This is a genomic window from Olivibacter sp. 47 (assembly GCF_030372825.1).
In the GTDB taxonomy this organism is placed as follows: domain Bacteria; phylum Bacteroidota; class Bacteroidia; order Sphingobacteriales; family Sphingobacteriaceae; genus Olivibacter; species Olivibacter oleidegradans.
The window spans coordinates 2057419-2076172 of sequence record NZ_JAUCNR010000001.1; the positions used below are offsets into that span (position 1 = coordinate 2057419).

Genomic DNA, 18754 nt, shown 5'->3' on the forward strand with positions numbered 1-18754 from the left:
GTATTATGGATACATTAGATGCTGTTAATCATTACAGACCAAAGGACTGGGCAGCAGTAGAACAGGATATCGAAAAAGCGGCTTCCGCATTTGAGGTTTACCGATGTTTGTCAAATCAGTCGAGAGAGGGTTTCCTTCGACAGATCGCCATAGAACTTGCTAATGACCGCGAGAAGTTAATAGAAACCTGTAGTCGGGAATCTCATCTTCCTGAGGTTAGGCTCCACGGTGAATTGGATCGGACCTTATTTCAAATTCAGCTGTTTGCAGATCTGCTAAAAGAAGGATCTTGGGTCAATGCTATTATCGATACGGCTATTCCCGATAGGACGCCTGTTGCAAAACCGGATATTCGACAGATGCAGGTTCCGCTAGGACCGGTTTGCGTTTACGGGGCAAGTAATTTTCCTTTCGCATTCTCAGTAGCAGGTGGCGACACGATCTCGTCACTTGCTGCAGGTTGCCCGGTGCTCTATAAAGTTCATCCAAATCAACCGCAAACCGCGCAGCTAACCGCTGCATGTATCGCAAAAGCAGCACATAAGACAGGAATGCCTGACGGTGTTTTTGCCTCTTTATGGCTTACATCGCAAGCTATTGGAATAAAGATCGTGAGCCATCCTTCAGTCAAAGCAGTCGGTTTCACGGGTTCTTATACAGGTGGTATGGCTTTATACGAAGCTGCTACGCGCCGCGCTGCTCCGATCCCTGTTTACGCAGAAATGAGTAGTATTAATCCTGTGTTTCTATTACCGGGTCGATTAGCTGAACAGGGTGAAAAAACAGCGGCGATGCTGGCCGCATCCAATCTGCTTGGAGCTGGGCAATTTTGTACGAATCCCGGATTGCTCGTGTTGATTGATTCGGAAGATACGGCGAAATTTTTGAAATTTTATGCTGAGGAGCTTCAAGGACAATCGTTGCATCGTATGTTGAGTGCTGGCATTTATCAAGCTTATTGCGAGGGTATAGCACAGTTGAAAGCTGCAAAAGGAGCTTTTGTACTTGCTGGTGGAAACGCAGAAGTAACGGATACCGAACAACCGGTGCCAACTGCGGTCCAAGTCAGTGGTAGCAATTTCCTTTCACAGGCTTTATTCAGCAAGGAGTACTTTGGCCCGGCATCCATATTGGTAATTGCAGCAAACGAAGAAGAATTTCTACAAATTGCCGCTTTGTTAAGCGGACAGCTAACAGTTAGCGTATGGTGCACGGAGGAGGATACCAAAAACTTTAATAGACTTTTTCAGGTGTTGGAACAAAAGGCTGGCCGACTGATTATCAATGGTGCTCCAACGGGTGTGGAAGTGTGCCATGCTATGGTACACGGGGGGCCATTTCCAGCCACCACGGACGGCCGGAGTACCTCGGTTGGCACACAGGCAATTTACCGGTTTACACGGCCTGTTTCCTATCAAAATTATCCGCAATCTTTGTTGCCGACAGCGTTGCAAAACAAAAACCTGGAGTCTATTTGGCGCCATGTAAACGGACAGCTAACGAAAGCCGACATTTAATGTTGATAACACGTATTGCTTATGAAATATCCATGTGGCACAGCTTACTCGAATACCGGTGAAAATAAAGTGGATATTCCACCTGCCTGCCGGTAGGCAGGTATGGCCTTTAAAAGATAAATATTTACATATGAACCTCTATAAAACGAAAACAGAAAACATATTGAAGGTAGACAATAGTTATCATGTCATACCTGGCAACTGGGATCAGTTGATCAATAGACAGAATCTCTATGGCTATTTGAAATCACAGCTTAACACCGCACCCGCAATAGCAGAAGGAAAGGCTAAAAACTTATTGGAGGAAGGTGTTTTGCCTCCAATAGGTTCGCAGGAAGTCTGGGCAGCGGGTGTCACTTATTTAAGAAGTATGGAAGCACGGATGGAAGAAGCGAAGGATTCCGGTGGGGCCGACCTGTATGATCGGGTATATCATGCCGAACGACCTGAGCTGTTTTTTAAAGCCTTCCCGCACAAAGTCTCCGGACATAAGGGAGCTGTCAGCATCAGGAAGGACTCCGTATGGAACGTTCCCGAGCCCGAACTGACCTTGTTTATTAATTCATATGGAACTATAGAAGGTTACACTGTTGGGAATGATATGAGCTCGCGTAGCATTGAGGGAGAAAATGCTCTGTACCTGCCACAGGCAAAGGTTTATGACCGAAGTGCTGCACTGGGGCCTTGTCTGTATGTTCCTGCTTCACCGTTAGACCCCGGTACATTAATCGAAATGGATATCTTAAGGGAAGGAAAACTGATGTTCCGCGATTCGGTGGCAATAAGCCGAATAAAACGCCCCTTGACGGAGCTCGTGTCCTATCTTTACAGGGAATCTACATTCAAGGACGGCAGTTTTCTCATGACAGGTACCTGTTTAGTGCCCCCAAGTGATTTTACACTACTTCCGGAAGACGAAATTCTTATTACAATTGAACCGATTGGAACGTTGCGTAATACGGTTGCGTATAACCCATCCGTTTAGCACATAGTATCTTATTATTTTACTTAGGCAATTCGTGGTTTCTGATTTTATAAGTGTCAAAACGATACTTAATAAAACGACCACCTGCCTCCGTAATTAGCAAAGCATAAACCTCATTGAATCAATCTTAAAGGATCTCCTCTTTTTGTTTGTCCTTCTAGGTTAAACCTCCACAATATTATAAACCAATTTAAAAATGATGAATAACAGTAACATTAAACAAAGAAACCGACTTCCTATAGGGGATAGGGTGTTGGTTTTTCTCAAGGTGCTCACCATGGTGGGCATGATGGGAATTATTCCTGCCTTTTTGCAGGGACAAGAAAAACCGGTACGCGGTCAGGTAAGGGATTCTGAAAGTACACCCTTGGAAGGAGTTACCGTACAGGTTAAGGGCACCCGAACCGCAACGGCGACCAATGCAAATGGCAATTTCAGTATCAACGCATCCAATGGCGATATTTTGGTGTTTTCATTGATCGGATACCAGCCACGGGAATTAACGCTGCAGAACCAAATGGTAGTTAACATACAATTAACCGCCGAATCAAGGAGCATGGAGGAGGTTGTCGTTACAGCGCTTGGGATTAAGAAAGAATCAAAGAAACTGGGTTATTCGGCGGAGACGGTTAAACGCCAGGATTTGCTACAGAACAGAACAGTCAATGTAATGGAGTCTTTGGAAGGCAAGGTTGCTGGATTGGATATATCTCCGCCAGCTGCCGGTGCCGGATCCAGTACTAAAATACGCTTACGGGGGCAATCAGCGTTTGCGGGTGCTGCAAACTCTCCTCTCATTGTGATCAATGGACTACCGATGGATCAGGGAGCCCGTAGTTCGAACGGATGGCAACCAGCTTACGATCTCGGCGATAACATGCAGCAGATTAACCCGGACGATATTGAAAGTATGACTGTCTTGAAAGGTGCTACGGCTGCAGCGATATACGGCTCTCGAGCTGCTAACGGTGCAATTATTATTACCACGAAAAATGGTCAACGTGATCAAGGGATAGGTATCGAATATACGTCAAATTTCACGGTTAATAGCGTGTTGGACTTTACTGATTTTCAACAGGAATTCGGCCAGGGACAGGGTGGACAGCGACCTACGGATGTGGGTAGCGCTATTTCAACAGGTATGTTAGGCTGGGGGAGTAGGATGGACGGAGAGCCAATTGTCAATTTTGATGGGGTTATGCGTCCGTACGCACCAAACCCAAATCGCATCAAAGAGTTCTACAGGGATGGTACAGTGTTCACTAATACCGTTGCGTTGTCAGGGGGGAGTGATAAAGGTAATTTCAGAGCATCTTTTTCCAATTCAGGCGCAAAAGGCATTACCCCCGCACCCGATAATCGGTATACGAAACGCATCTTCAATTTGGGTCTAAATCACGATCTAACTAAAAAGCTGCATTTCTCCTTCAACGCGAATTACACAAAAGAGAATAATGAGAATCCACCACAAGTCGGGGCACAGGGGCCGGGAGCACCCAACTTTCTCACCCGAATGTCTACATCTATCCCGCTTGCAGCCTTTCGGGAGAGCGCAGTTGCCGAAAATGGAACCGAGCGACAGACGTCCGGATTTCAAGGCACCTTATTGAACCCCTATTTTGCCAAAGGCAGGGAGTTTATCCTAAACGATCGGGATCGCTTTCTCGGAACAGCAACCTTGAGATATGATGTTATGGATTGGTTATATGTGCAAGGAAGATATAATTACGATTATTCCGTTTCTAAGCTTGAATTTAATACGCCTACCGGAAGAGGAACTTCTACACCATTTAACAATAACGGGCAAGGACCAGGTTTTAATGGGATGTATCATATTGAGCAGGCGAAAGGTACCGAAATAAATACAGACTTTCTTGTAGGTGCAAGTAAGGAATTCGGCGATTTTTCAATTGATTTAAGCGTCGGGGGAAATATTTTTAAACGCGATGTCGGAACTTTTATTGATGAAGTAGAGGATTTTACGGTTAGGGACCTCTATTCTATTCAAAACGGCATTAATAAAACGATTAATAACTATACCATCTTTCGTGATCAAACCAATTCGCTCTACGCATTTGCAGAATTCGGGTATAAAGGCATGCTATACGTTAATTTGACAGGTCGGCAGGATTGGTTTTCCGTGTTGAACCCAGAGGCGAACAGCGAGTTTTATCCATCGGTATCCGGTAGTTTCATTTTTTCTGAACTAATGAAGGAGCAGTCGTGGCTTTCTTATGGTAAGCTAAGAGGATCATGGGCCCAAGTAGGTAGTGCTAATGGAATCCCTCCTTTTTCCAACCATCTTTTTTATGATATATTACCTAATCAGTTACATGGAAGGACATTGGGTACCATATTAGGTACGCGCTCGCCGAATGCGTTATTGAGACCTTTCAGTGTCGAAGAACGAGAACTTGGTCTTGAGTTGAGGTTCTTTGATAGCCGGTTAAGTTTTGATATCGCTGCTTATGAAAAAGTGACAACCGATCAGATTTTACCCGTACAAATTTCGAATGCCTCAGGTTATACAGATACGCAGCAAAATGTCGGTTCGCTGCAAAATCGGGGTATGGAGTTTATGTTAGAAGTAATCCCTGTGAAGCGGGATAATTTCCGATGGACAAGTTCCTTCAACGCATCATTAAATACTACGAAGGTGCTGTCTATCGCTCCCGGTACTGACCGATTTGTAGCTCAACGTTTCGAAGGAAATGAATTTATTGGAGCCTTGGTGTATGAGGTAGGATTACCCTTGAATCAGCTGTCAGCCAATACCTATCTAAGAAACGAAAATGGGGAAATACTTTTGAATGATAACGGACGTCTGCTTCAGGGACCGGTTGTAAATTTTGGAAGCGCCCTTCCAAAATGGGTTGGTGGTTGGACCAACACCTTTACCTATAAGAACCTGAGTCTTTCCATGCACTTCGATTTCAAAGCGGGAGGAAAGGTTTTGTCCTCAAGCGCCTTGAACGGCTTGCGACAAGGGCACACCAAGGCATCACTGATTGGTCGCCGCGAAGGCGAAAATGGTGTTGTATTTGATGGTGTGTACCGGAATGGCGAAAAAAATACAATTGCAGTTAACCCTCAAGACTTTTATACGGATTATCGCAACCTACAGATTGCAGATCCTTTTATTTTCAAATCTGACTTTATTAAGTTCAGAAACATTGCGCTAACCTATAACTTAAGTGACTATGTGAAAAATAAATTCGGTTTCATCAAAGGTCTTACGTTGACGGCTTCGTGTCGAAATGTCGCACTTTTATATAAGGACTTACCAGACTATGATCCCGAGGCGTTCGCCTCTTCGGGCGACAATCGAGTGGGGTATGAGCAAGCAACCGTGCCCACGACACGAAATTATGCTTTCAACTTAAACATTATATTCTAACCATCATGAAAAAGATAAAATATTTAACCCTTTTAGGAACGATATGTTGGGCGTTAAGCGGGTGCGATAAGAATTTTGAAACAGTAAATACCAACGAATATGGAGTAACCAATATCGATCCGGCCCTGTTGTTTTCCAATGCCGAAAGGTTAACTCATGTTGGCGCTTGGGAAGGCGAGCAAACCATTGTTCAACAGTTTGTGAATGCATATAACCTGGGCGCCACAGCAGGTTTCAATTTCAATGAAGACAATAACAATTTCAATATCCCAAAGTGGAATAGTTGTTATGAGAATGCGGTTAAATTGTTAGTTGAAGCCATTCAAATAGCGCAAGAGATGCCAGCGCGAGTCAATTTGATGAGCATGATGCGCATATGGAAAGCTTATGTATTTATGACCTTGGTGGATACTTATGGGGATGTACCATATAGCGAGGCCGGAAAAGCCTATCAGCAGATTATTTTTTACCCAATTTACGATGACGACAGGGCAATCTATGAAGACCTTTATAATGAATTGAAATCCGCTATTGCGAGTATGGACCCGGCAGCTGATTACGTTACTGAAGATTTTTTCTATGGAGCCACGGGCTCAGCTGCAGCACAAGTTGCAAAATGGCAACGTTTGGGAAACTCGTTATTGTTGCGACTTGGAATGCGCTATACAAAAGTTGATCCGGAAAAAGCCCGCTCAATCGTGCAAGAGGCGGTTGATGGTGGTGTGATGCAATCGAATGAGGATGATGCCTATATGGTCTTTACAAATGCCTACAACAGTACACTTAACGATGGGCCGGTTGTGAATGCCTACTATTATTACTTGGCGGAACCCTTCGTCAATCAATTAAAGTCCACCGAAGATCCCCGCGCTAAGTATATTGCGGGTAAATATGCGGACCCGAATGCCGTACTTAGTTCGGTACCCGACGTAACGCTTGCTAACCAGTTCGGATTTCCTGTCGGTTATGATCAAAATAACGTGGCTCAACATCCAAATTTCCGTGGTCGGGCAGGTACAGGCTTTAATTATTCACAGCTTAATTATGCTATTATCGGCAATCCATTCGCGCCTCTTTTTTATATCACGCATTCGCAAACAAAATTGTTGATGGCCGAAGCGGCCCATCGTAATTGGATAAATGGTTCGGCACAAGCCTATTATGAAGAAGGGATTCGTGCCAGCATGGATCAGTGGTCGCTCTATCCAAACACACCTGATAACGCGATTAGCGAGCAGGAAAAGGAGAGCTATATTAATCATCCGCAAGTTGTATTTAACACAGCTAATGCATTGGAACTTATCAATACGCAATATTGGATCTCCAATATAGGAAATGGAACCGAATCCTTTGCAAACTTTCGAAGGAGTGGTTTTCCAGCATTGACACCTAATCGATATAATAATAACCTTAACGGTGGTTTTGTAAGGCGCATGGCTTATCCAGACGATGAAATGTCAGAGAATCCAACGAATTATCAAGCTGCGGTTGCTGCCATGGGAGGCGATAATTTATCGGTTCGCGTATTCTGGGACATCGAATAAAAATATACGTCATCAGACTTGCAGCGTTTATGCGAAGTCTGATGACGTTACATATTACGTATTTTTCTGCATGGCAAACTCCTTGGGTACGAGGCCATAAAGCGTCTTAAAGGCAAGCGAGAAACTATTAACATCGTTGTATCCAACGGCATAGGCTACTTCAGATACCGTTAGTTTTTTAGAGCTTAGTAAAGCGGCTGCCTGTTTCAGACGGATGCTTTTTATCAGGTCTTTGGTTGTTAAATGTGTAAGTTCTTTCAATTTTCGATGTAGGTGCACTCGGCTAATGCCAATTTCAGATGCAATCATTTCCACACTTAAAGAAGGATTAGCGATGTGCTCTTCAATTAGTTGGTGCACTTTCTCTAATAATTTCTCATCGAGCTCTTCAGATTGACTTTTGAAATATAGGTGCCTTGCAAATGTGCCTCACGTTCATTAACACGAACAATCTCCCGGTTTCTAAGTAAACTCTTAATGTTTTCAGTCAGAACATCCATATTAAATGGTTTAACGATATAGAGGTCTGCCCCCAGTCCCAAACCCTGTAATTGGTGATTGTCTTCGCCTTTTGCTGTCAGAAGTACAATCGGTACATGATGCGTCAGCGGATTTTCACGTATTTTTTTGCAAAGGATCATTCCATCCATAATAGGCATCATAACATCGCTGATTACCAAGTCAGGAACCGCATTTAACATACTTTTATAAGCGTCTTCGCCATTGGCATAGGTGTTAACCAAATAAGCCGGAGAAAGCTCTCGTCTCAAAAACTCACGGATATCAATATCATCATCTACAACAAGGATCCGTTTAGCAGTTTTAGCTATCTTTCTTCTTTTTCCGAAGGGCGAAGTTAATACAAATGGTTGTGGGCGATTGCCAGGCGTATGTTCTTTAATATGTACGGTACTTTCTTGATCCGAATCGAGTGGGATTTCAATGACAAAGGCATAACCCCAATCCGCGATGTTTTCTACACGGATACTCCCTTTATGCATTTCCACCAGCTGCCGTGTTAAGTGCAATCCGATGCCCGTACTATATCCCTGATAAGTTTTTGAATTTTCCGCTTGATAGAAGCAGTTGAAGATACGTTCAAATTCATCATCGTTTAATAGCTGACCTGAGTCAGCGATCTCAATGCGAAGCATTATGGTATATCCGGCACAGCGCTATGTTTTTTTGTTATAGTCATTCGGATTTTGCCATCATTCGGTGTAAATTTACAAGCATTTGATAGGAGGTTAATCAACACTTTATCAAAATTGCGCGTGTCAACTTGCGCATATATCTTATTAGACTGATTGAATACTTGAAATTTTATCCCTTTAATTGTAAATTCCTCATTGAATAAGGAAGATACAGATTTAACAAAACCGACCATTTCCACACGGGTAATGTTTAAATTCATTTGACCGTTTTCAATTTTTCGAATATCCATTAGTTGGTTGACCAGGTCCAACATCCTTTGAATATTATGGTCGATAATCCGATACAGACCATCATGATTGCTCACCTCTGTTCGGGCTAAAAGTTTCTTTAGCGGGTTTATAACTAATGTTAAAGGAGTTCTGATTTCGTGTGCAATATGTATGAAAAACTGAAGTTTTGCCTCATTGATTTCTTCGGCATGACGATGGGCCAACATTTGTTTTTTAAACCGTTGCCGATTTTGCAACGTTTTAAAAATCCACAAGGCACTAAGTATGGTGAACAATGCGTACAGGATTTTAGCAGGAAAAGATAGAAACCACACTGGATTTATTATAATTTGAGCTTGCTGTATAGGTGAATAAGTTTCATTAACTTTTGCTCGATAGCGCAAGAGATGTTTACCTGTTTCTAAGTGGTCAAAAGTAACACGATTCAAGCCTGGTCTCAGTGTGATCCAATCATTATCATTTATCTGATATTCAAATTGTACGCGTTCGGACTGGCTGAAATCCATGGTTGAAAACTCAACGGTGAAAGAGTTGTCGTTATGTGCTAAATTAAATACCGTAGCCTTTGTAATCACTGTATCAATTATTTGGTATCTACCCGATTTCATCCCTTTTTTTACTGCTTTGTCATGGATGTAAAAATCTACAATATTGACAGACAGTGATTTTGGGCGCACCTCAATTTCCAACGGATTGAAATAAGATATACCGTTTATTCCACCAAAATATAACTCTCCAGCTGTAGAACGTAAGGAGGCCCCTCTTGTAAATTCATTGCCTTGCAGCCCGTCATCTGAATAGAAATTGATGAAACGGTTATCGTGGATGTCCATTTTGGCTAATCCACGATTTGTGCTTAACCAGAGATTACCTTGTGAGTCTATTTCAATCGCATAAACGGTATTACTAGGGAGTCCATGGTCAATCTGATAGTGGCGAGTTTTTCCGGTCTCCATATCTAAACGCATTAGGCCCTTTGAAGTTCCGACCCATAAATTACCTCGTTGATCATCCAACAATGAATATACGACACTACCGGCAAAGAGTTTGTCGGTGCCGAAAGTGGAAATAAAGCTTTCATCACTGAGATCTAAACAGGCCAATCCGTCATAGGTACCAATATATAACTTGTCTGATGGCGCAATAAGTAAGCAATTGATCCAGTTGTTGGGCAGATAACCTTTTCCTAGATAGGGAGTTTTAGACTTGACGAAGCAGAGGTTTTTTATAGCACCGGATTTTTTTTCCAGGCAAAACAATCCTGCACCCATACTTCCGATCCACAATCGGCGCCGTTTATCTTCACAAATGCTGTGAATCAGCTCCACATGATCCCCATTTTTATCCGTTAATCCGGGTATCGCTCGGCAAATACCGGTTCGGCGATTTAAATTGATAAGCCCTTCCTTACTTCCACCTAACCAAAAATCGCCGTCGCTGTCTTCAAATATCGCCATAATAGACGAAGGAGGTTGGCACTGGCTGATGGCTTTATACCGTGTACTTTTCGTACGGTTGCGGTCTAATAGATATAAACCATCGCGATCGGTTCCTACCCATAAGCGTCCTGATCGTTCCTCAAGGATGGATGTGACCGCATGATCGCCAATGAAATCTTGTTTGCTGGAACGGCTTCCTATGTAGCTGAATCGGTTTTTATATCTATGTAAAAAAAAACACACCTTTCTGAGAGACGCCTATCCATAGATTGCCTGCTTGGTCTTCCAAGATAGCATTCGTCTTAGTAGTAGAAAGACTAAACGTTGTGAACGCCGGATTTAGATCAATCAAGGTATTTGTTTCCGGATGATAGATTTTCATTCCATAGCCCTCTGTTCCTACATAGATGTGATTATCTGCTCCCACATAAAGATCTAAAACGGTCGAGTTTGATAGGTCGGATGAAGGAATCTGATCAAATGTATTGGTTGACTCATTGTAGCGGTGTAGACCACCATTTAATTTACCCACCAATAGTGTACCGTATTTATCCTCACAAATGCTCATAACTACATTTTTTTGACCTTTTTTGTTGGCGAAATAACATTGTCTTTCCTGACCGGAAAATTTGAATAGTCCACGATTTTCCGTTGCAATCCAAAGCTCTTGTCGGTTGTTTTCAAAAAGACGGACAATGAAATTGCTGGGTTCAAAATTTATCAATCGTAAACCATAGGGTTGACCGTTTTTACTACGATGTATTTCAAAGATTCCGTAACCAGAGGTACCAACCAATAATTGTCCGTTTTTCCGTTGCAAAATACATGTTACATGAGGCTCCGAAAGTTTCCCTTTATCGGTCCAAAGTGGTACAGTAAAGAAAGAATCACTTGCTTCATGATAGTACTGCAGTCCGTTCAAGTATCCCACATACATAACACCCGTTGCGTCTGCTCCTAATGTCGTTACCATATCACTTAAGACCGAACCGGGTACGTTTTTGTCGACCCTGTACAACGTGTTCTTAGCACCATCGAAACGATTTAATCCATCCTCTGTAGCTACCCACACAAATCCATTACGGGATTGATGGATGTCAGTTACCATGCTGCTGGATAAACCGGATTCAACTGTAAATAATTTGCCCGATTGCGCTCCAACATTGTTTATCGCTGTAATCAGTATATATATAAGCAGAATTAAATTTTTGATTTTCATCACAATAAAGGGTTATTAGCACTTCCCGGAAAGCTGTCGCCAACGGTCAGCAAGGTGTGATCCGAAAATTTATATAATTGGTTATTTATTCGCTAGTTTGTGGGAAGGTAGTTTCTCCGGTTTGTTTTCTATTCTTCCTATTATCGTACTAACAAAGCTAATAAAGATAGATTTAAAGGGCGAGTAAATTTGTTTAAAATGATAGTAAGTATGTTGAATAGGAATGGTGATCTATTATAGGGGGTGTTGCATATACGTACTAGCCTTTGGAATATTTGTGCAGCATAACCCATGTTAAGTAAAATAAATTCCGTTTAATCCTTCTTTCATTCAGATAGTTTCCTTTTTAAGTAAACGGCCAAGGAAATGTCGATAAAGTGCAATTTTTTATCGAAAATGAACACACATTGCCTACTATCCAATGAGTACATTTGTTTTCACGTAAGTTAAACCATCTAATAAACCATGGAAATACAGAGAAATCGGCAAAACAGGTATGAAAGCATCTAACCTAAGTTATGGTGCGTCTTCTTTAGGGAGGCATTCTTTAAAAGAAAAAAAGGAGATCAATTCAGTAATATTGCCCATCACGGGTTATAAAATTGAATGGTGCGGCCGCGTGGTTTAATAATAAGGATTTCAAAACAAAAAACAAACTTACTATGGTAAAGAAGACTATAACACTAGTCATATTAACAATATTTGTATCGACATTAAATGTAAAATCGCAGGAAGTCAATCGTTTTTTTCCTGAAAAGGATTTGATCACCATTGGAATATACTACTATCCCGAACACTGGAAGGAAAGCCAATGGGAACGAGATATCAAGAAGATTGCTGATATGGAGTATGAGTTTGTTCATCTGGCTGAATTTGCCTGGTTTAAGATGGAGCCAGAAGAAGGGAAATTTGATTTTGCCTGGCTTGATAAAGTGCTCGCCCTTTGCGTGAAATACAAACTTAAAGTAGTGATGTGTACACCATCGGCAACTACACCTGCCTGGATGCGGGTAAATTATCCCGAAACCTTTATAATGGATGGGCATTATATCCGTGCCGAACACGGAACACGGGGGCTCGGTTCAATCGTTAATTCCAAATATCGCCTGTTCGTTGAAAAGATTGTAACCGAAATGGCCAGGCGCTATGGGCAAAATAAAAATGTGATTGGATGGCAGCTAGATAATGAGCCCGATGCTAAACCCGATTATAGTCCATCCTCTCAAGATGCCTTCAGGCAATGGCTAAAAAACAAATACAAAACGGTTGAAGCGTTAAATGAGGCCTGGGGTACTGCTTTCTGGAGCCAATGGTATAACGATTTCAACCAGATTACGATCCATAACACCAATCTGGTAGGTTGGTGGGGAAATAATCCACATGCTTTGCTTGATTTTAAACGCTATTGTGCAGATGCGCAGGCAGAATTCCTTGACTTTCAGGCCGGCATTTTGCGGAGTCATATTTCAAAGGATCAATATATCACCACGAATTATACAGCTGTTTCTCCCGGGGCTGACCCGCAGCGAACCCAAAAACTCGATTTTGCGGCTTATACGGCCTATCCTAATGGCGGTAGCGATAATATTGGCGAACTTGGATTCAGGTTGGGCGATAGCAGAGTAATCCTTTTTGCGTCAGCATATTTTAAACATTTGGGAGGCGTATCTGGCGTAATGGAAATTCAGCCAGGACCTGTAAACTGGGGCAGCTACAACCCACTTCTATTACCAGGAACAGTGCGCATGTGGTTGTACCATACATTTGCTGCGGGCGGAAAATTGGCCTGTTCTTATCGGTTCAGGCAAATTATATATAGCTCAGAACAGTACCATGCGGGCATTATACAAACAGATGGGGTAACACCTTCGCCCGGTGGTGAAGACTATACGCAGTTCATGAAAGAAATAAAGGAGCTGCGGAAGCAGTATAAACAGGGCGTTAAGATGCCGGAAAAATTGGCGGCGCGTTCAACGGCCATTCTCTGGAACCTCGAAAATTACTGGACGATAGACAGGCAAAAGCAGACCGCCCAATGGGAAACATGGAATTACCCGGTTAAGTTCATGGAGACGGCCAAGTCTTTAGGAGCCCCGGTTGATGTGATACCGGAGACCAGCGATTTGTCGAAATATAAGGTGGTCATTATTCCTGCATACGAAATGGTGGATTCGGCTTTAGTAAAGAAATGGAATAATTATGTAACCAATGGCGGACAGTTGATTATTACCTGCCGTACAGCAACTAAAAATCGAATGGGACACTTCTGGGAGGGTAAGTTGGCAGCGCCTATTTCGGGTCTTATAGGAGCGCAGGTTACGGCAACAGACATGCTTTCGGCTTATGGCAAAGGAGACGTTCAAATGGGATCCACCCACTATGCTTGGAATAACTGGGCGGATCTGCTAAAGCCCTATCAAAATACGGAAGTGCTTGCAAGCTATGAAAACCAGTTTTATAAGGGAGCAGCGGCTGTTGTAAAACAGAAAATTGGTAAAGGATCTGTTACTTACATAGGTGTAGCTACGGACGATTTTAAGCTCGAAAAGGATTTGTTGCGTAACATTTATACGCAGGCAGGAGCAACTACTGAAGATTATCCTCCTGGTGTGTATGTCTATTGGAGAGATGGTTTTTATTTGGCTGTAAATTATTCTTCTACCGATTATACCATGCCTATTCCGGAAACCTCTACCGTTTTTGTTGGCGAGAAAACATTGAAACCTGCAGAGGTATTGGTTTGGAATGAGTAAAGGGCTTTTCTAGCTGAATCGGATTTTATGTTCATGTAAAATACAGCTTTCTGAGAGACCCCTATCCATAGATTGCCGGCCTGGTCTTCCAAGATAGCGGTTGTTTTTGTAGTAGAAATAAACGTCGTGAACGCCGGATTTAGATCAATCAAGGTGTTTGTTTCCGGCTGATGATTTTTATTCCATAGCCTTCCGTTCCCGCATAGATGTGATTATCTGCCCTTACATAAAGGCCTAAGACGGTTAAATTGGTAGGTCAGGAGAGGGAATCAGTTCATGTCGAATGTATTAAACAACAGCTTATTGCCATATAGCCATCTTTCGAACACTATTTGTAATAGTTAACAAAATAGGCCTAAAATATTAACAAAAGCGTTCCCTGCTTATAGAGGCTTTCTGCTAGCTTTGTGTCACTTGCTACTTTATAAATCACCCGTTACAACATGTAATTTATTTTCAACGTAAATAATAGACCAAATCACTATGACCCGAAAATTCAGTTTCTATTTTGTCTGCACACTTCTTTTCGTTTTGCCCAAAGCCCTTATTGCCCAGTTCGGTTATAAAAACCCGATATTACGTGGCTTTAATCCAGATCCAAGCATTTGCCGGGTTAATGATGATTTCTATTTGGTTACGTCATCATTCGAATATTTTCCCGGATTACCGATCTATCACAGCAAGGATTTAATAAACTGGCAGCAGATAGGACACTGTCTAACACGCGAATCTCAGCTTCCCTTACATAAGGCATTTTCTTCCGGTGGGCTTTTCGCTCCATCTTTAAGGTACCATAAGGGCAAATTTTATGTAATCTGCACCAATGTATCAGGTGGTGGCAATTTTTATTGCACAGCTGATAATCCTGCCGGTCCTTGGAGCGACCCGATATGGGTGGATATAAAGAGTATTGATCCGGATATTTTTTGGGATGATGATGGCAAAACATACTTTGTGACGCAGGGTAATGAGGGAATACGGATTACGGAAATCGATATTCAGACCGGGAAAACGCTTTCACCCGAACACTTAGTTTGGGGTGGTACAGGGGGACGTTTCCCTGAGGCCCCCCACGTCTATAAAAAAGATGGTTATTATTACCTGTTACTTGGCGAGGGTGGGACAGAGTATGCTCACAGCGCAACCATAGGGCGCAGTAAATATCTCTTTGGTCCTTACGAAAACTGCCCGTTAAATCCTATCTTATCGCATAGCAATCGACTGGGACAAGGTAACCAAATACAAGGAGTAGGGCATGCTGATCTTATTCAGGCAGCCGACAGTTCATGGTGGGCAGTTTTTTTGGGCTTTAGGGTTACGAAACCTTATTCATATTATCATATATTGGGTAGAGAAACATTTCTTGCTCCGGTAGACTGGCCTAAAAACGGATGGCCACAGGTTAATGGAAACGGCACCATAAATATTGATATGCAAGTGCCAACTTTGCCGCTCCAACCGTTTGAAGAACCGGTAAGTCGAACCGAATTTGACGAACCTAAATTAGGCTACGAATGGCAATACCTTAGAAACCCTGTTTCAGCAAATTATTCACTCACCGAACGAAAAGGATTTTTACGGATAAATGCTTCGCCTTTTAAGCTTAATGAGCTGGAGTCGGTTAGTTTTATTGGCCGACGACAAACTGAACACGATTTTACGGCAGAAACTAGTTTGGAAATAGTGTCCACCAAAGAAGAAGAGGAGGCCGGTTTAACCCTTATACAAAACAATACGCATCATTACGATCTTCTGCTTAAACGTAAAGGAAAAAGATTTGCTGTACAGCTTCGCGTTGTAGTTGGCTCGCTTTCCTATCTCGCCGCAGAAGAGTTGATCGATGAACCGACGGTTCGTCTTCAAGTAGTAGGAAAACCTTTGAATTATACCTTTAGCTACTTCAATACAAAGGCCGGTAAGTTTGTGGAATTAAAAAATTTGGATACGAGGTATTTAAGTACGGAAGTTGCAGGTGGTTTTACGGGTGTTATGATCGGACTTTACGCGTCCGCTAATGGACAGAAAACTTCATCAAAGGCTTATTTTGATTATTTTGATTACCGTGTTTCAAAACCGTGAAATGATCAAAAATCAGTTATTACATAATCCTTTGCTCGCAATTTATGATTAAATTAACCATTCCATAAACACGGTTATGAACCGTCCATGTTTAAAATTCATTTTTATCACACAGGGAAATGTAAATTTATTCACGGATTTTAAATATTCAATTGTGTTCATAAGCCCGTCGGGGTTTTAACATGATAAGCTCCATCTGACCGATGGATAAAAAGACCGCTTTGCGGTTCATGAGTACCTTAAATGTAAAACACAAACGAGTAATTATTTACAGATGAAACAAAAATTAGTAAACTATCGTACTGTAGTATTTAATCTCAGCAAATGCGGTCTACCGGCAATACTGATCTGTCTGCTCATTTTTCAGGCGAAAGCACAATATCGTTTTGATAATGTACTTTATGGTGCCGCTTATTATCACGAATATATGCCGTCTGCCCGTTTGGATGAAGACATACGCATGATGAAGGAAGCCGATTTAACAGTCGTGCGGGTAGGTGAATCGACTTGGTCGTTGTTTGAGCCACAGGAAGGTGTTTTTGAGTTCGCCTGGATGGATACCATCCTCAATAAAATGCATGCCGCCGATATCAAGGTTATCCTAGGTACACCCACTTATTCCATTCCAGCGTGGATGGCCCATAAATACCCGGAGGTGTTAGCAGCACATACCGGGGGAAGAAAGGCCTATTACGGTATCCGCCAAAACATGGATATTACCAATCCCATATATCGCAAATTATCTGAAAGAGTGATCCGTAAAATGATGGAACATTTTGCCAAACATCCGGCTGTTATCGGCTTTCAGGTAGACAATGAAGTAGAAGCAAGAGGAATTAACAACCCGGGTATTTTCAGGGTTTTGTTGATTATATAAAAAAGAAATTCAACGGAGACCTTAAATTGCTGAACAAGGAATGGGGATTGAATTACTGGGGAATGAACATCAATACCTGGGACGAATTTTACCCACGTGATGGGGCGACCAACCCGTCGTATAAAAACGAATGGGAACGATACAATCGGTATCGCGTTGCGGAGTTTCTGAACTGGCAGGTTGATATCGTAAACGAGTATAAAAGAAAAGATCAATTTGTTACCCATTGTTTTATGCCGTCTTTCCAAAACATAGATCAACCGGAAAGCTTCAGGCAAATGCAATATCCAGCAATCAATGTTTACCACGACGTACAAGATGGACAAAATGGGCAATTCATTGCCTATTCAGGCGATTACATGCGTACGGTTGCGAAAGGGAATTATCTAATAACTGAAACCAATGCACAGGCTACGGGATGGGATGCCAAAAACCAAAAACCTCCATATGACGGACAACTAAGGCAAAACGTATTTGCCCATCTGGCCTCAGGTGCCAACATGGTTGAGTATTGGCATTGGCATACCCTGCATTATGGACAGGAAACTTATTGGCGCGGAATATTAGGGCAAGACCTACAGCCTAATCGAATTTATAAGGAGTTCGCTGCTACGGCCAAAGAACTCAAGCATATTGGTAAAGACCTGGTCAATCTGAAAAAGGAAAACAAGGTAGCCATTCTGTTCAGTCATGATTCTTATCACGCGTTGAGTTTTATGCCCTACACCGATAAGGACCATTATCCGTCAGGATTCGTTCATCGTGCATTATACAATCAGAATATTGAATCGGATATTGTTCCCTGTGATGAGCAGGCGGATTTTAGCAAATACAAAATGCTGGTTATTCCTCCATTGTATGTAGCGAGCGATCGTTTATTGGAGAAAATCGATGAATTTGTAAAAAATGGCGGCTATGTGGTTATGCTCTATAAAAGCGGATATACCAATGAGCATTCCGCCGTTCGCGCAACACTTGCTCCGGGACCATTGCGAAAGGCCGCTGGCTTTTATTATCAGGAATATGCCAATATTCCCGCTTTATCTCTAAAAAAGAGCGCTTTTGGATTAAGTGGAAAGGAAATAAGCGAATGGTATGAGTTTTTAATACCCGAAACGGCAAAGCCCTTGGCCTATGCCGATCATCCTTTCTATGGCAAATGGCCTGTTATAACCGAAAACAATTACGGAAAAGGAAAATTGGTATATATCGGCACCTATCCTTCACAGGAACTGCTGGAAAAAATTGTCCTACAAACGGCAAAGGATGCAGGCGTCACCACGGTCGCAAATAATTACCGCTTTCCCATTATTGTCCGTTCCGGGAAAAATCAATCAGGCAAAACGATTCATTATATATTCAATTACAGCAATAAAAGTCAAATGGTAAATAATCCTTATCCCGGTGGAAGCGAGCTCCTTTCTGGCCATCAAACCGGTAAGGAAATTGCACTCGATGCATGGGATGTGAAAGTTATCAGTGAGTAAACGGAACATTAT

Annotated in this window: 12 protein-coding genes; 8 read left to right on the forward strand and 4 right to left on the reverse strand. The window is 42.2% G+C overall.

What is annotated here, in order from left to right; all coding sequences use genetic code 11:
* Positions 1–5: 5 nt before the first annotated feature.
* The 4 genes from QT327_RS08960 to QT327_RS08975 all read left to right on the forward strand — a co-directional run bounded on the left by QT327_RS08960 (position 6) and on the right by QT327_RS08975 (position 7443).
* Positions 6–1517, forward strand: coding sequence for an aldehyde dehydrogenase (NADP(+)) (locus QT327_RS08960; RefSeq protein WP_289552633.1), 1512 nt, complete (start codon positions 6–8; stop codon positions 1515–1517).
* Between the two features lie 130 nt (positions 1518–1647).
* Positions 1648–2502: a fumarylacetoacetate hydrolase family protein gene (locus QT327_RS08965; protein ID WP_013665912.1), complete on the forward strand. Its 855-nt coding sequence runs from the start codon at positions 1648–1650 to the stop codon at positions 2500–2502.
* 196 nt (positions 2503–2698) lie between these two features.
* Positions 2699–5899, forward strand: a complete 3201-nt coding sequence (locus QT327_RS08970; RefSeq protein ID WP_149105509.1) for a SusC/RagA family TonB-linked outer membrane protein — start codon at positions 2699–2701, stop codon at positions 5897–5899.
* A gap of 5 nt (positions 5900–5904) precedes the next feature.
* Positions 5905–7443 carry a SusD/RagB family nutrient-binding outer membrane lipoprotein gene (locus QT327_RS08975; protein WP_013665914.1) on the forward strand — a complete coding sequence of 513 codons (1539 nt, stop codon included), beginning with the start codon at positions 5905–5907 and terminating at the stop codon, positions 7441–7443.
* Positions 7444–7497: 54 nt separating this feature from the next.
* Here QT327_RS08975 and QT327_RS08980 read toward each other — a convergent pair whose 3' ends face one another.
* The 4 genes from QT327_RS08980 to QT327_RS08995 are packed head-to-tail and all read right to left on the reverse strand — an operon-like array spanning position 7498 to position 11546.
* Entirely contained in the window at positions 7498–7803 is a 306-nt protein-coding gene (locus QT327_RS08980) for a helix-turn-helix transcriptional regulator (RefSeq protein ID WP_289552635.1), read from the reverse strand.
* Positions 7804–7808: 5 nt separating this feature from the next.
* Complete coding sequence (locus QT327_RS08985) at positions 7809–8597, reverse strand: ATP-binding response regulator (RefSeq protein ID WP_289552637.1); 789 nt, start codon at positions 8595–8597, stop codon at positions 7809–7811.
* The gene (locus QT327_RS08990) at positions 8597–10570 is read right to left on the reverse strand and encodes a sensor histidine kinase (RefSeq protein WP_289552638.1); all 1974 of its coding nucleotides are present in this window, start codon (positions 10568–10570) and stop codon (positions 8597–8599) included. The genes QT327_RS08985 and QT327_RS08990 overlap by 1 nt, the downstream gene beginning before the upstream one ends.
* The gene (locus QT327_RS08995; RefSeq protein WP_289552639.1) at positions 10551–11546 is read right to left on the reverse strand and encodes a ligand-binding sensor domain-containing protein; all 996 of its coding nucleotides are present in this window, start codon (positions 11544–11546) and stop codon (positions 10551–10553) included. Before QT327_RS08995 ends, QT327_RS08990 begins: the two co-directional genes overlap by 20 nt.
* Positions 11547–12208: 662 nt before the next feature.
* Between QT327_RS08995 and QT327_RS09000 the strand changes: the two genes are divergently transcribed.
* The 4 genes from QT327_RS09000 to QT327_RS09015 all read left to right on the forward strand — a co-directional run bounded on the left by QT327_RS09000 (position 12209) and on the right by QT327_RS09015 (position 18742).
* A complete protein-coding gene (locus QT327_RS09000) occupies positions 12209–14299 on the forward strand; it encodes a beta-galactosidase (protein WP_289552640.1) in 2091 nt (696 codons plus the stop codon).
* A 483-nt stretch (positions 14300–14782) separates the two neighbouring features.
* On the forward strand, positions 14783–16378 hold the full coding sequence (locus tag QT327_RS09005) for a glycoside hydrolase family 43 protein (RefSeq protein ID WP_289552641.1): 1596 nt from the start codon (positions 14783–14785) through the stop codon (positions 16376–16378).
* A 274-nt stretch (positions 16379–16652) separates the two neighbouring features.
* Entirely contained in the window at positions 16653–17255 is a 603-nt protein-coding gene (locus QT327_RS09010) for a beta-galactosidase (protein ID WP_289552642.1), read from the forward strand.
* 26 nt (positions 17256–17281) lie between these two features.
* Positions 17282–18742 (forward strand): beta-galactosidase, encoded by a 1461-nt coding sequence (locus QT327_RS09015; RefSeq protein ID WP_289552643.1) that lies wholly within the window; start codon positions 17282–17284, stop codon positions 18740–18742.
* Positions 18743–18754 lie beyond the last annotated feature (12 nt).